Source organism: Kitasatospora sp. NPDC059803 (genome assembly GCF_042732255.1).
In the GTDB taxonomy this organism is placed as follows: Bacteria; Actinomycetota; Actinomycetes; order Streptomycetales; family Streptomycetaceae; genus Kitasatospora.
This window is the reverse complement of the sequence record NZ_JBHWIJ010000253.1, coordinates 12624-12876: the sequence shown is the minus strand read 5'-3', so window position 1 is coordinate 12876 and position 253 is coordinate 12624.

Here is a 253-nt window from a genome sequence, read left to right as displayed (position 1 = left end):
CCGATGCTCCGCATGGACTCCCTCCTCCGCCTTACGATGCACGCACCCAGACGCCGCGCGCTGATCCGACCTGATCCACAAGACACGCCCTAACCGACCACCGTAGTACCAGCGGCCGTCGAGCCCGAGCACCAGCGCGCCGCCACCCGCCGTGAAGTGAACCGGCCGACGCCGGAGGCGAGTTGCCGCTAAGGGGGGCGCGGCTCCGCGCTCCGGCGGCACCACGAGGTTACCCCCCACGAGCGAGGTGCGG